At 41.6% G+C, this 13,277-nt stretch carries 11 protein-coding genes; 4 read left to right on the top strand and 7 right to left on the bottom strand.

From position 1 onward, the window contains the following. Nucleotides 1–131: 131 nt before the first annotated feature. Entirely contained in the window at nt 132–1,655 is a 1,524-nt protein-coding gene (gene glpD, locus CXF88_RS13375; RefSeq protein WP_101087326.1) for a glycerol-3-phosphate dehydrogenase, read from the top strand. Between the two features lie 73 nt (nt 1,656–1,728). Here glpD and CXF88_RS13370 read toward each other — a convergent pair whose 3' ends face one another. The 3 genes from CXF88_RS13370 to CXF88_RS13360 are packed head-to-tail and all read right to left on the bottom strand — an operon-like array spanning nt 1,729 to nt 4,379. Continuing rightward, nucleotides 1,729–2,655 (bottom strand): SMP-30/gluconolactonase/LRE family protein, encoded by a 927-nt coding sequence (locus CXF88_RS13370; protein ID WP_101087325.1) that lies wholly within the window; start codon nt 2,653–2,655, stop codon nt 1,729–1,731. Continuing rightward, the gene (locus CXF88_RS13365; protein ID WP_101087324.1) at nt 2,648–3,610 is read right to left on the bottom strand and encodes a 2-dehydro-3-deoxygalactonokinase; all 963 of its coding nucleotides are present in this window, start codon (nt 3,608–3,610) and stop codon (nt 2,648–2,650) included. The genes CXF88_RS13370 and CXF88_RS13365 overlap by 8 nt, the downstream gene beginning before the upstream one ends. A 1-nt stretch (nt 3,611) precedes the next feature. Continuing rightward, nucleotides 3,612–4,379, bottom strand: coding sequence for an SDR family oxidoreductase (locus CXF88_RS13360; protein ID WP_242445160.1), 768 nt, complete (start codon nt 4,377–4,379; stop codon nt 3,612–3,614). A 195-nt stretch (nt 4,380–4,574) separates the two neighbouring features. On the opposite strand from CXF88_RS13360, the gene CXF88_RS13355 reads away from it, so the two are divergent. Further along, nucleotides 4,575–5,273, top strand: a complete 699-nt coding sequence (locus CXF88_RS13355; protein ID WP_101087323.1) for a FadR/GntR family transcriptional regulator — start codon at nt 4,575–4,577, stop codon at nt 5,271–5,273. Nucleotides 5,274–5,368: 95 nt separating this feature from the next. On the opposite strand, the gene CXF88_RS13350 is transcribed toward CXF88_RS13355, so the two are convergent. Further along, nucleotides 5,369–7,501, bottom strand: a complete 2,133-nt coding sequence (locus CXF88_RS13350) for an alpha-galactosidase (protein ID WP_101087322.1) — start codon at nt 7,499–7,501, stop codon at nt 5,369–5,371. 277 nt (nt 7,502–7,778) lie between these two features. Between CXF88_RS13350 and CXF88_RS13345 the strand changes: the two genes are divergently transcribed. Then, a complete protein-coding gene (locus CXF88_RS13345) occupies nt 7,779–9,743 on the top strand; it encodes a beta-galactosidase (protein WP_101087321.1) in 1,965 nt (654 codons plus the stop codon). Between the two features lie 53 nt (nt 9,744–9,796). Here CXF88_RS13345 and CXF88_RS13340 read toward each other — a convergent pair whose 3' ends face one another. The 3 genes from CXF88_RS13340 to CXF88_RS13330 all read right to left on the bottom strand — a co-directional run bounded on the left by CXF88_RS13340 (nt 9,797) and on the right by CXF88_RS13330 (nt 11,576). Then, nucleotides 9,797–10,018: a DUF2061 domain-containing protein gene (locus CXF88_RS13340; protein ID WP_101087320.1), complete on the bottom strand. Its 222-nt coding sequence runs from the start codon at nt 10,016–10,018 to the stop codon at nt 9,797–9,799. 196 nt (nt 10,019–10,214) lie between these two features. Beyond that, nucleotides 10,215–11,129 (bottom strand): 1,4-dihydroxy-2-naphthoyl-CoA synthase, encoded by a 915-nt coding sequence (locus CXF88_RS13335; protein WP_101087319.1) that lies wholly within the window; start codon nt 11,127–11,129, stop codon nt 10,215–10,217. Nucleotides 11,130–11,228: 99 nt separating this feature from the next. Beyond that, nucleotides 11,229–11,576: a hypothetical protein gene (locus tag CXF88_RS13330; RefSeq protein ID WP_101087318.1), complete on the bottom strand. Its 348-nt coding sequence runs from the start codon at nt 11,574–11,576 to the stop codon at nt 11,229–11,231. Nucleotides 11,577–11,652: 76 nt separating this feature from the next. Here CXF88_RS13330 and ccoG point away from each other — a divergent pair, with 76 nt between their 5' ends. Beyond that, nucleotides 11,653–13,080, top strand: coding sequence for a cytochrome c oxidase accessory protein CcoG (gene ccoG / locus CXF88_RS13325; RefSeq protein WP_101087317.1), 1,428 nt, complete (start codon nt 11,653–11,655; stop codon nt 13,078–13,080). The last annotated feature ends 197 nt before the right edge of the window (nt 13,081–13,277 follow it).

The raw sequence follows: 13,277 nt of genomic DNA, 5'->3' as shown, positions 1-13,277 counted from the left end.
TTTTATTTAACAAGATGTAATCAATTTCGACAAGATCTTTCTAATTCAGCTTGTCAATTGACCGTCTGTCACTCTATGATGTTGCTAATATATATTATTTATCATATTTATTTTAGTGGTGGGATACGTAAATGGAAGCCGATAGAGAAATTGTTGATGTTGTCGTGATTGGTGGCGGCATAAACGGTGTTGGAATAGCGGCCGATGCAGTGGGGCGTGGTTTACGTGTCTTGCTGTGTGAACAGAATGACTTAGCGTCTGCAACCTCATCAAATAGCAGTAAACTGATCCATGGTGGACTTCGGTATTTAGAACATTATGAGTTCCGTTTGGTTAAAGAAGCATTAGCAGAGCGTGAAGTGTTGCTTAAAAAAGCCCCTCATTTGATCACTCCGTTGACATTTAGGCTTCCCCATCAGTCTCATTTACGTCCAGCGTGGATGATCCGTCTTGGGTTATTTTTATATGACAATTTAGCATCACGCGTCACTCTGAATGCGTCTAAAAAAATTAACTTCACACAAGATAGCCCATTAAAACCTGAAATTACTCAAGGGTTTGAATATTCTGATGCTTGGGTCGATGACTCTCGTTTAGTGGTATTAAATGCCCTTGCAGCGAAAGAGTTAGGGGCACAGATTTGTACTCAAACCCGCTGTATTACTGCCGAACGCGACAATGGTATCTGGAAACTCACCTTACAACATCAAGGGGACAAGTCATTACGTCAGGTGCATGCAAAAAGTATTGTTAACGCTTCTGGACCTTGGGTGTCGAGCTTATTTTCAAATGTATTAAAGCAGCCTTCACCACAAAAAATTCGTTTAGTAAAAGGTAGCCATATTGTGGTGCCTAAAATCCATCAACAGCCACACGCTTATATTTTGCAAAATGTCGATCAGCGGATTGTGTTTGTGATCCCATTTGAAGATGACTTTTCTCTGATTGGTACCACTGATGTTGATTTTACCGGCGACCCTAAAGATGTGCGTATCGACCAGCAAGAAATTGATTATCTGATTAGCATTACCAATCACTATTTTAAAAGCACTATTAGCGAACAAGATATTGTGCATACGTTCTCTGGGGTGAGACCATTAATGGATGACGAGTCAGATTCGGCGCAGTCGGTGACCCGTGATTACACCTTTATTGTCGACGCCCCTAAAGATAAGGCGCCGCTATTGTCAGTGTTTGGCGGCAAAATTACGACATATCGAAAACTGGCCGAAGCGGCAGTCAATCGATTAAAACCTTTCCATCCTCAAATGGGTAAACCTTGGACAGCAACTCAAACGCTACCTGGTGGTGATTTTACTGATTTAGGTGATCTTAACCGGATTTATCAGCAACAATATCCTTGGATAAATACACGATCTATTAATCGTTTATTACGAACTTACGGAACCCGTACCCAATCCATTTTAAATGATGCTGCGAGCCGCGAGGCATTGGGGATTGATTTTGGTCATGGTTTATATCAAGCGGAAGTCGATTATGTTATTGCCAATGAATGGGCCAGTTGCAGTGCAGATATTTTATGGCGACGGACTAAGCTAGGTTTGCATTTTACTGAGGAACAACAGCAAGTACTGAGTGATTATGTCGCCAGTAAACAGGAAGTTGCACCGGCGGTTGTTTCTGATGTGAGTTAACCTTAACGTGTTAACACTAGCACCCAAAATGATAAAAAGTTTTTGGGTGTGTTTTATCTGCCATTGCTGTGATTCATGCTTGGTTGATATTGATACTACAAGGTGTGTCGACGATCCCAGTAACGTGATGCAACTGATAAATAAACACGTTACCCGATAATGGATAATCAACGAGTTGCTGTTGAGTCAGTTCAATACGTGATGTTGTCACAATTAACCAATCTAAATTTGGGCCACCAATGGCGACACTAGAGGGTTGTACAGCAGGTAAGATTAACTTTTCGACGATATGACCATCTGGATGATAACGTACCACGCTATGATCGCCCCATTGGGCATTCCACATAAAGCCATGCGCATCAATAGTTGAACCATCAGGAAATACATGATCTTCGGTGGTCGCAAACAAGGTTTTATCCGTTAATGTTTTGTGTGTTGGGTTATAGCGATATTGATGGATGCAATGTTTTTCAGAGTCTGCGTGATACATAATGTTACCGTCAGGGCTCCAACACAAACCATTAGAGATCAAAATATCTTCAATGGTTTTATGGCATTCACCGTGGTTATCTATCCGGTACAAGTTGCCTTGTTGATGTTGATCATGACGGGTTTCAACCATGGTTCCCGCCCAAAAATGTCCACTGCGATCGGTGCGGCCATCATTAAAACGGTTACCTTTCTGTGCAACTTCAGGTTGGCTAAGCCATGTTAATGCATGTGTATCGAGATGATACAGTGCAAAACCTTGCTCAAAGGCGACAATTAACTGAAATGTTTGCTGTTCTGCTAAAAACGCAAAGCTGCCAATACGATAGGGTAAACTGTATTGATCGTGCAGCTGAGTCTCGACACTGTATTTGTGAATTTTTCCTTGTATGATATCGATCCAATAAATGGCTTGTTGTTGTGGGTGCCATAAAGCATTTTCACCCAAATCATTTTGTGATGGGATAACCTGTATAAGATCGCCGATGCTCTGGGTTAGTGTATTATTCATCTGTCGAATGATGTGCGTGTTGGTACACAACATTAAATCCTGCCAATGTCGCGTCTGTAACATCCCATAATGTTGTGTTGATATTACAGTGATGTAACACTTCAACAAAACATTGGCTTAAGTGAGGTGGACCAATAATCGCCACTGATTCTAATTCTGTTAATTGCCACTCTTGCGCGCTCATCGCTGCGCGAACATCACTTCCTATCAATAGTCCTGATAAATACGCATGTGCTTGTTTGGTTGAGAAATCCTCAAAAAGCTGTTTACTGCGGACGCTATATAATCCGTGATAAAAATTATCGTTAGTAGATGACAAGATAAAATCAGCACCGTCAATAAATGCGCCAAAATCAAATTCTAAATCTGATACTTTTTCTTGGATCAATACGCTGTTAGATGACAATAGGTCATACAGTTCACCGGTTAGCGCAGTTTTGAATAAAATGACTTTACCTTCTTCAATTAGCACCCATTTAGTATGGGTTCCAGGCAAGCATACAAGATGTCGACCAACTAGATGCTGTGGAGCCATCGCAAGCCAGCCCAGTAAATGAAATTCTTCTCCACGCATCGAGTCATGGAGTTGGTTATAAAGCTGGCAACTTAATCCTGGGAATATGGTGACTTGATGACCTTGACTGTCAAAGCGCGCCCCGGCAGAGATCACCTCTTGGGGCGAAATAGGACAAGCAAGATATTGGGTTTCTTTCCAGCCAATGCTTGAACCTATTTGACCTATCATCAATATAGGTAGTTTTCCAAAACGATTAGCCCAAGGCGCAATACTGTCCATTAGTGTGGTTTCAAAATCAGTTTGAATTTTCTTCACGCCGACATTATTGGCTTGTTCAAGCACGATTAATGGTTTACCGACTTCGGCTAAACATAGATAAGCACGTAAATGGCTTGTGCCCCAATCGACAGCAATAAAATGTTGATTTTTAGCAAGCAAGCTAAGCTCTCCCACCGTCAATATTGATACACTGACCGGTGATCAATTCACTATTGTTTGAGGCTAAAAACAGGGCGAGTTTGGCAACATCTTGAGGGGTGATTCGGCGTTTTAATGCCATCGCATCAGTCCATTTTTGCTCTTCTTGTTCTGTTAGCCAGCTGGCCAGCTGCTTTTCGGTGGCGACCCAACCGGGCAAAATGGCATTGACACGAATACCAGATTCTCCAAACTCACGCGACAATGAGCGTGTCATACCAATTAAGCCTGCTTTTGCTGTCACGTAGCCGGTCATTTGTTGTGAGCCTAATAACGCGGTGATTGAACTGAAATTAATAATGCTACCGGAATGCTGCAGCTTCATTAAAATATAAGCCGCTTGAGATGCAAAAAAAGCAGGGTCTAAATTAATTTGCATGCACTTATGCCAATCATGGGCTGAAATCGTTTCGACATCTTGGCGCGCATCATTAGCGACATTATTTATCAGTACGTCAAAGCGGCCAAAGTGTTGACCAACATCTCTAATGGCTTGTTGTAATGATTCGGAATCGGTGGCATCGACAGCGCGAAACCAAATTGATGAAGCATCAATTTTGGCCATTTTGCTAAGTAGATTGGCTGCTGTTTTATGATCGATATCAATAAAAGCCACTTTAGCTTGTTGATGTATGAAGGCTTCGACCATAGATGCGCCAATACCACTGGCGCCGCCGGTAATAAAGATGACTTTGTCTTTCAAGTCTTGATATTGGGTTAACAAACTCACTTATAACGCTCCAAACCTACTTTTTATGATTATGGTTAACTAGCGGTATTTATTGGATTTAATGATTAATCCGAAAAATAATGATGATTATTATGTCTATTTCTAACATTAACACCACTGAAAACAAAGTTATATCGTAATTGCGTTTAAATATGATATAACAGATTTATGTACTGAATATTGGACAGTAAAAGCATGAATAATTCTCCACGTCAAAATTTAACACATCAATTAACTCACGATTTGGGCATTGCCATTGTAAAAGGGGTTTACCCTGTTGGCGAAGGTTTACCCTCTGAAGCTGATTTGTGTATTGAATACGATGTTAGCCGTAGCTCAACGCGTGAAGCGGTAAAAATGCTGTCTGCAAAAGGCCTTATTTCATCTCGGCCTAAACAAGGTATTCGGGTGTTGCCTGAAAGCAATTGGAACATGTTTGATACCGACGTATTAAAATGGATTTTAAGCAGTAAACCGTCATTGTCTTTACTGAAAGAGTTTACTCAAGTGAGGGTTGCGCTAGAACCGCAAGCGGCGGCACTTGCAGCAATGAACGCATCTGATGAGCAATTAGCGTCTATCGAGAAGGCACTCGAACGTATGGTTGAAGCTGAACAAGGTTTAGATGACCCGTTAGAAGCTGATATTGCATTTCATACCAGCATCCTAATCGCCAGTGGTAACCGTTTTTTTGTGCAATTAACCGAGTTTATTGGTACCGCACTCAGGGTGAGCATTCGTTACACCAACAAGATAAAAGGCGTGCCGGGTGCGGATGTGAAAAAGCATGCCGAAATTTTTAATGCGATTAAAGCGCGCAATCCTGAATTATCTAAAGCAGCTGTTTCAATGATTTTAGATGAAGCACTTGAGCTGATTGAGTTGAAGTTGTAGTCGGTCGAAACAATCATAAAAAGAGCACCTAAAGGGTGCTCTTTTGCTTAATGGGGATAAATAATGTGCGCTATAAAGAGGCGCGCGATAAAGTATTATTTCACTTCATTTAACTCAAAAATCAACGACGTTTGTGGGAAAGTAATCGGCAACTGCATGCCAAAGGTCATTAATGCTTCACCACTAAAGGTTTGATTGTCTGTCATGGCTAATACAGACGGTGAGTAGAATGAAAATCCGGCCGGCCAAATTAGTGATAGTTGATAATCTCTGTCGGCATCTAATCCTGCAAAATGATATTTTGGCGGATTAGTTCGTTGGGTCTCTTTGACGCTGTTGTAAGCAAACAAAGCTTGGGTTTGGTTTGTATTAACAATACCAAAGTTGATTGAGTCGCCATCGCTGTTTAATCGTACCAACTTGCCACTGTGAATTAACTGACGATGCTGTTTGTGCAGTTTGATTATTTGCTGTAACTGCTCACGTTCATCATGGGTTAACTCTCGAGGATCCATTTCAATCCCCATGTGACCAAAGAAAGCGACCGCGGCTCGCATGGCAATATTGATGTGTCGCCCGGTAATGTGACAATCGCGCGGGCCAACATGCGCCCCCATCACTTCTGCTGGGAAAAAGAATGAACAACCACGTTGAATGGTGAGTCGATCTAATGCGTCATTTGAATCTGAAGTCCATACTCGATCAGTGTGTTGTAATACACCGTAATCAACTCGCGCACCACCAGATGAACAACTTTCAATTTCAATGTGTGGATGACTATCTTTAAGGCGCTTGATTAAAGCATAAGCGGCTTTAGTTTGTTGATGTACTGCCGGCTTACCCAATAAATTACCTGCATGATTGAGATCGCGGTTCATGTCCCATTTGAGGTAGAGAATTTGTGGGTATTCAACCAAGATATCGTTAATCGCATTAAACAGATAGTCAGTCACGTCTGGGTTCGTCATGTCTAGCACTAGCTGTTTTCTAAATTGCAGCTGCTCGTTACCTTGGGTTTGCAGCGCCCATTCAGGGTGGTTGCGATATAAATCGCTGTCTGGATTAACCATTTCAGGTTCAAACCATAAACCAAATTCCATGCCCACGTTATTAACATGATCAATCAGTGGTTGCAGTCCGTCTGGGTAAATTTCACGATCAACAGTCCAGTCACCTAAACCGGCAAAGTCACCACGGCGACCTTTAAACCAGCCGTCATCGAGTACAAATCGTTCTGCGCCAATGTCAGCCGCTTGGGTCGCTAATGATTGTAAAACAGCAACATCATGGTCAAAGTAAATTCCTTCCCAAGTGTTGTAGTGCACTGGGCGTGGCTTTAGGCGTACCTTTTCAGTGATAAGTGATTGACGAACATACTGATGGAAGCAATGAGATAAGCCACTAAAACCGTCATTAGAATAGGCTGTATATAACGTTGGGCTGACATAAGACTCGTTAGGCGCGAGTATCATTTCACCAGGCATTAATAATTCACCTAATTGGGCATAACTGCGGCCTTCTGCAAGTAACTCCGCTCGCATTTTATGGTTGCCACTCCAACCTAAATGAAAACCATAACACTCACCGCCTTGTTCATGGGTGAGTTTGTTGTGCATTACCATGCCTGGGAAATTGTCGTGTGAGGTTTTACCTTTACGGTTTTCACGCACAAAGCTGCCTAAGAAGGTATCAAAAGACTTGCGTTGGAATTCGTTCGACCAACGGCCTTCAAACGACATTACTTGGTCAATATGCAGAGGCATCGGAATGGTTGGCGCTGCACACCAATTCACATTAACTGAGGTTTGGCCTAAATTGGTTAATTCTGTTGTCGCACTGAGTACGTCACTGCGTGGGTTAAGCTGTAAGTGATGCTTAACGCTTAGCTGACGTAGTGTATCAACTGACTCGAAATACACTTCGTTTTCATTCGGTTGGTTCACTTGTGTTAGTGCACCACCAATTGACCATGCAATGTTGTTATCAAAAATTTCAATGCCAGGTGCACCGGTAAAACCTTCACCCATTAACGGCGATAATGAAATAGGCGCTTCAACAACAACTGAGCATTTAGCTTCTTGTCTGGTGCTTAACCGTTTCATCATGTCAAAGCTGGTCTTTTCAGATAACTTTTTACCAAAATACAAAATGGCAGGAGTCTTGTTTAAGCAATCAACGATCAAGCTAGTATGTTGGCCATTAAGCAAAACGAACTGGGGATGTGACATGATATTGTCCTTGATTGACGTTTTTGTGTTTATACACACTGATTAAGCATACATATTCGAATGTGTTGGATTGAGCCAGCAACATTCTGCAGTGTGTTAATGATGTATTCGGATTATTTTAAAATACTATATATCATATAAATACTAGGTTAGTATATTGATCGTCATTAAAAATTGGTTAAATAACCCCGTAATTTTGCTTGTGACGGTAGGGTATAACCTTAACTATATCCTAGTATGAGCCAACGGTTTTACGCACTATATATTGGAGATTAACATGTTAGGAGTTTGCTACTACCCTGAGCATTGGCCTGAATCTATGTGGCAACAAGACGCAAAAGAAATGCGTCAGCTTGGATTACAGTATGTGCGTATTGGCGAGTTTGCGTGGTCTAGAATTGAGACCGGTGATGGTGAGTATTCTTTTGAGTGGCTGGATCGTGCCATTGAAACGTTAGCTAACGAAGGGCTGCAAGTGATTATGTGCACGCCAACGGCTACGCCTCCTAAATGGTTAATCGACAAATACCCAGACATTTTACCTGTCGATATTAAAACAGGTACTACCCGTGGCTTTGGTTCGCGCCGTCATTATGATTTTTCAAGTGATAACTACTTTCGTGAAGCAATGCGTATCTCTAGCGTTATTGCACAACGCTATGGTCAACATCCTGGCATCTGTGGCTGGCAAACGGACAACGAGATTGCTTGTCACGATACTACTCATAGTGGCTCATTGGTGGCTAAGTCAGCATTTCAACAGTGGTGCAAAGCCTATTATCACAACGATATTGAAAAGCTCAATACTGCCTGGGGTAATGTTTTCTGGTCGATGGAATATCAAGATTTTGAACAAATCGAATTACCTATTCTAGCGGTAACTGAAACCAATCCTGCTCATCAACTGGCTTACCGTCGTTTTAGTTCTGACCAAGTGGTGAAATTTCATGATGCAATGGTTGAGATCATTCGTGCTCATGCGCCAAATCGTTTTGTAACCCATAACTTTATCCCGTTAGTCGATACTCAAGCCGATAACTTTGCATTAGCCAAAAACCTCGATTTTGTCAGTTACGACAATTACCCGCTCGGTCGTTCAGATATGTTTTTTAAACATATGCCAGCAGAACAATTTAAACCGTACATGCGTACCGGACACCCTGACTTTTCAAGTTACTCGTTTGACCAAAGCCGTGGTGTGAGTAATAAAAACTTTTGGGTAATGGAGCAGCAACCTGGTCCAGTAAATTGGGCGCATCACAACCCTCGTCCTGAAAAAGGCATGGTTAGACTGTGGTCATGGCAGGCGTTTGCCCACGGTGCAGATTGCGTGTGTTACTTCCGTTGGCGCCAAGTGCCATTTGCGCAAGAGCAAATGCATGCAGGCATTAAACGTAACGATAATTCGAAAGCTGCAGCTTGGGCTGAAGTTGAGCAAATGCGTGACGAGTTGGCCAAAGTCGATTTTACCATTAGCGATCCAGTACAAGCGAAAGTGGCTATCGTGACAGGTGCTAACAGTCAGTGGGTGACCGAGATTGAACGCCAAGGTGACAGTTACAATCATCAACGCGTTGAGTTTGCTTATTACTCGGCATTACGTCAGTTAGGGTTAGCTGTAGATTTTGTCTCTGTAGATCATGATTTGACACAGTATGCTTTAGTTGTCGCACCGTGTTTACCGATTGTGCCGCAAGCCTTTGTTGATAAATGTCAGCAAGCCAACGTACATTTGGTTATCGGTCCTCGCTCAGGCAGCAAAACGGATGAATTGTCATTAGTGTCTACGTTAGCACCGGGAGCATTCCAAGTTTTAGTTCCTGTAAGAGTATTATCAACTGAAACCATTCGTCCAGACTGCAGTGAAGTATTGCATTTTAATGGGGTTGAGTTTGAAAGCCAGTGCTGGCGAGAAGAGCTAGAACTCGGCGATGGTGTTGATGTGGTGGCGACGTATCATGATGGTAGTCCTGCTGTGGCTCGTCATCAAAATACTAGCTATGTAGCGACATTGACCTGTGATGGATTCTTACTCGAGTACTTTAAAATACTAGCAGTAGAGTTAGGGTTAACCATATTAGCGTTACCTAATGATATGCGTGTGGTTAAGCGTGGTCAGTATGCTTACTTGTTTAACTATGCCGGTTATCCGCAAACTGTGCCTAGTGAGTTACAAGGGCAATACGTTTTAGGCAGTGCAAACCTTGCTGCTTACGATGTTGCTATCATGAAACTCGCATAGTGTAGCAACAAGTATATGTTAGTAAGATTATGGCCATCAATCTGGCCATAATCTTAGCTCACAAGCTGAATTGACTCTGTTGTTATCTCAGCTTGTTGCATCTTTTTCAACTCAATGTTTTTCCACACCTTGTCATGAAAGTAGAACACAACTGTATTAACGGCAGGTTCAAGCAGGGCAATGGTACCACCGATAATAATGCTACCGGTTAATAGGTAGGTAATCGTAAAAGCGACACTGAAGTGTAAAATGGCAAAGCTAATAGTCTTTTTCATGATGAATCCCCTGTTTGATTTGTTTAAATGATAACAGTTATCATTATCAAGTAAAGAGGGTTAATTCGATTATTGCAAATGAAAATTTCGATTACGTTTATTATTTTTAATCTTGAAAAAAATAAAGACCCTAAGTAGGGTCTTTCATAAAGTTAATCACATGAATAAATGCAGTCTATAACATCAGGTGTTGAGATTAGTAATGCCAAGGAAAACGTGAAAAGTCTTGATCTCGTTTTTCTAAAAAGGCATCGCGACCTTCTTGAGCTTCTTCACTCGCATAGGCTAAGCGTGTTGCTTCACCAGCAAACAGTTGTTGGCCTACTAAACCATCATCAGCCATATTGAAGCCATATTTAAGCATACGCATTGCAGTGGGGGATTTAGAGTTAATCTCTTTGGCCCAAGCTAAGGCTTCAGTTTCTAGTTCGGCATGTGGAATGGCACGATTTACCATACCCATGTTAAATGCCTCTTCTGCAGAGTAATTAAACCCAAGAAAGAAGATTTCGCGGGCTCGCTTCTGACCAATCATCTTGGCTAAATAAGCACTGCCATATCCGGAGTCAAAGCTACCTACATCAGGGTCGGTTTGCTTAAAAACAGCGTGTTCTTTTGACGCCAATGTTAAATCACAAACCACATGTAAACTATGTCCACCACCCACAGCCCAGCCAGGTACAACCGCAATGACCACTTTAGGCATGAAGCGGATCATTCGCTGCACTTCTAATATATGTAGGCGCCCCATTCGAGCTACATCAGGAGTACCTTCTTCAGCACCTTCATATTTATAGCCATCTTTACCACGAATACGCTGATCGCCACCTGCGCAAAATGAGTATTGACCTTTTGCTGATGGTCCATTTCCTGTAATAAGTACACAACCTACATCGGACCATTGTCTAGCGTGGTCTAGAGCCATATAGAGTTCATCTACTGTTTTAGGACGAAATGAGTTAAGGCAATCAGGCCTGTTTATTGCGATACGCACCGTGCCTTGGGATTTTGCCCGGTGGTAAGTGATGTCTTCAAAATTGAATCCTTCGACAAGATTCCATAACTCAGGGTCAAAGATGTCAGATACTGATTCAGTTTGTGATGGTGTCATAAAAAAACCTAGCCCCTATTGCAGATATTACACAAAGGCTAGGCTTATTTGATACTTAGGTCAATTCGTTAGCATAAAATCGTTAACGAGCACAAGTTATTAGATTTTATCGCAAATAAATTGCAAATTTTCTGTTGAAAAAACAGGGTGGCGAGCACTACTATGGCAGTATTCGATTTTAAACTCACTAATGGCTTCGTTACTGGTAAATACACCATCTAATTCACGAATTTCAATTGTCGATAAACGCTTATAAATTTCCTCTTTAACTTGTGGAATGTGCTTATCGATTTTAATGATTTTTGTACCCGTCATCGAATCAAGCTTTTTATCTGCCTTAGTAAACATCGTTTTAATGTCATTAATTGGCTTATCAAGCTTGTCTGTTTCTGTCGCGAAATAATAAATAATCCCCGCGATTATTGCTAATCCTATCCAGCCTCTCATCTTTTTATCCAATAATGTGTTATTACCTATATAATAAGCTAGTTATCGTTCAATATTAAAGCAGTAAGGCTGTAACATGACGACAGAATCCAACTCCAAGGACTTTTCCAAACAACAACGTATTCAAATCCATCAACCTGATGCTAGTAAAGCAGACAGCTTCAATCCGCGCAACCGTATTTACGTAAGAGCTGTCGATGGCTTATGGACAACCTTACGACGTTATATGGGTTGGATAGCCATGTTATTTTTCTTACTTCTGCCTTGGTTACCCTGGGGAGACCGTCAAGCCGTTTGGTTTAATCTTGCTGAGCAAAAATTTCACGTCTTTGGTTTAACTATTTGGCCACAAGATCTCACCTTGCTTGCCGCACTCTTTATGATAGCCGCATTTGGGCTGTTTTTCGTTACCACTTATCTCGGTCGAGTGTGGTGTGGCTATACTTGCCCACAAACCGTGTGGACCTTCATCTTTATCTGGTTTGAAGAAAAATTTGAAGGCGCGCGTAATAAACGTATCAAGCTTGACCAAATGCCGTGGAGTGTCAATAAACTCTGGCGTAAAACAGCAAAACATACTTCTTGGTTATTAATATCACTATTAACAGCCACTACGTTTGTATCCTATTTTGTTCCAAGTCGTGAACTCTATATTGACTTCTTTACCCTTAATGCTGGTGGCGGGATATATTTTTGGGTGGTTTTCTTCACTATTGCTACTTACGGTAATGCCGGATGGATGCGTGAGATCATGTGTATTCACATGTGTCCCTATGCCCGCTTCCAAGCTGCCATGTTTGATAAGAATACCTATATAGTAGGCTACGACACCCAACGCGGTGAAACCCGTGGTCCTCGTACACGTAAACAAGATCCTAAAGAGATGGGTTTAGGCGACTGTATTGACTGTGACTTGTGTGTACAAGTGTGCCCAACTGGAATCGATATTCGTAATGGTCTGCAATATGAATGTATTAACTGTGGTGCTTGTATCGATGCATGCGATAACACAATGGAACGCATGGGATACGACAAAGGGTTAATCAGTTACACAACAGAAAACAAACTTGATGGTGTGCAAGAAAAGGTATTGCGACCTAAGTTAGTGGGTTACGGTGTGGTACTCACGGTGATGATATTAATATTCATATATGCCAGCGCAACGATTGCACCTGTTCGTATGGATGTTATTAGAGATAGAAACTCACTTTATCGAGAAAACAACCAAGGCAATACAGAGAATACCTTTACGATTAAAATTCTCAATAAAACAGAACAGCCGCAAGAATATGAGCTAAGCGTCGAAGGATTGCCTAATGCCAGATGGATTGGCCCACAGCATGTATCGATAGAAGCGGGTGAAGTATTAACCTTACCAATTAGTATTGCTGTTGATCCTATTGAGTTGAAGAGAAGTATCACCAAAATCGATATCAAAATAACTGCGCAAATAGATGGCAGCCCAATAGAAATAAAACAGGAAACTCGATTCTTTGGTGATTAGAACTGAGTGAAATAGCCGAAAAAGGGACGGATAGTCCCTTTTTTGTTCTTTTCGATTGAAAAAGCACCTCTCGGTCATGTTTTTGCAATATTTAGCCTATTTATGCTTGCACAAATAATTAAGCTCCCTATAATGCGCAACCACTGACACGGCATACGTCGCTGGCAGGTTGTAAGGTTCAAATTGAAGTTTACAAC

The sequence above is a fragment of the Shewanella sp. ALD9 genome (genome assembly GCF_002836315.1).
In the GTDB taxonomy this organism is placed as follows: Bacteria; Pseudomonadota; Gammaproteobacteria; order Enterobacterales; family Shewanellaceae; genus Shewanella.
The sequence above is the reverse complement of the archived record's forward strand: the minus strand, read 5'-3'. Positions and strand labels throughout refer to the sequence as shown.